Annotated in this window: 1 protein-coding gene and 1 pseudogene; both read right to left on the bottom strand. The window is 70.5% G+C overall.

Features of this window, described 5'->3' with window-relative positions:
• Positions 1-15: 15 nt before the first annotated feature.
• Positions 16-546, bottom strand: a pseudogene (locus ACFW2E_RS32505) (CDP-alcohol phosphatidyltransferase family protein); the annotation flags it as partial.
• Positions 547-604: 58 nt separating this feature from the next.
• A partial coding sequence (locus ACFW2E_RS32500) for an iron-containing alcohol dehydrogenase family protein (RefSeq protein ID WP_384471156.1) occupies positions 605-1,391 on the bottom strand: 787 nt, incomplete at its 5' end.

The following is a 1,391-nucleotide window of genomic DNA, read 5'->3' as shown; positions in this document are numbered from 1 at the left end:
CTCGATCCCGAGGGTGAGCCGGTGGAACTTGAGCGCGGCGGCGGCCCGGCGGGCCAGCGCCATGCCGGATGAGCGCGGTTCGGACGCGGCCTCCTTGACGGGGGGCAGGCCGCCCTGGTGGCGCGCGACGCCCACCAGGTCGGTCTCGGCCTTGATCAGGATCGCGCCGAGAGCGGCCAGCGTGCCGAGGAAGGCCCACAGCCAGTCGACGCGCCCGGAACCCCACAGGTCCGCGGCCCGCAGGCCGAGGCCGACGAGGACCGCGGCGTCCGTGAGGTAGGCCCCGACCCGGTCCAGGTAGACCCCACCGAGGGAGTACTGCTTCTTCCACCGCGCGATCTCGCCGTCGACACAGTCCAGCAGCAGGTAGAGCTGGACCATCACGACGCCGAGCACGGCGCCCGCGATCCCCGGCACCAGCAGGGCCGGGGCGGCGAGGACACCGCAGACGGTCATCAGGTAGGTGAGCTGGTTGGGCGTGACCCTGGTGTTCACCAGGTAGCGGTCGACCCGCAGGGACACCTCGCGCATGTAGAGGCGTCCCATCCAGTGCTCACCGCTGCGCCGGTCCTTCACCCCCGGGGGATGAACGACCGGACGGAGTTCAGCTACCGATGGCCTTGACATAGTCGGCGTAGAAGTCCTTGATCTGCTGGGGCTTGAGGTCGAGGTGCTCGAGGATCGTGTAGCGGCCTGGCCGGGTCTGCGGGGCGAACTCCACGACCCGGACGAACTCGTCCACGGTGAAGCCGATCTCCTCCGGCAGCACGGGCAGCCCGTGCCGGCGCAGCACCTCGGTCATGAACACGGCCTCCTCGTGGGCGCCGCGCAGGTACATCGCGAAGGCGGCACCGAGCCCGCACTGTTCGCCGTGGGCGGCCGCGCGCTTGGGGAACAGCAGGTCGAAGGCGTGGTTGATCTCGTGGCAGGCGCCGGAGCAGGGGCGGGAGTCGCCCGAGACCGACATGGCGATACCGCTGAGGGCCAGTGCCTCGGCCAGTACCTGGAGGAAGTCGGTGTCACCGATCCCGCCGGGGTGCCTGAGCACGGCCTCGCCCGCCTGCCGGGACATCGCCGCGGCGAGACCGTCGATCTTCTCGCCCTTGACGCGGTTGGCCAGCTCCCAGTCCGCGATCGCGGAGATGTTGGAGATGGCGTCGCCGATGCCCGCCCGTACGAAGCGGGCCGGCGCCTCCCGGATGACGTCCAGGTCGATCACGACCGCGATCGGGTTGGGCACACCGTAGGAGCCGCGGCCCGCGTCGTTGTCGAGGGTCGCCACCGGGGAGCACAGCCCGTCGTGCGAGAGGTTCGTCGGAACGGCGACCAGCGGCAGGCCGACACGGTCTGCCGCGAACATGGCGCAGTCGATTTTATTGAAGCCGCCCAGG

It is taken from the genome of Streptomyces sp. NPDC058964 (genome assembly GCF_042741275.1).
In the GTDB taxonomy this organism is placed as follows: Bacteria; Actinomycetota; Actinomycetes; order Streptomycetales; family Streptomycetaceae; genus Streptomyces.
Note: the sequence above shows the minus strand (reverse complement) of the source record. Positions and strands in the feature narration are given on the sequence as shown.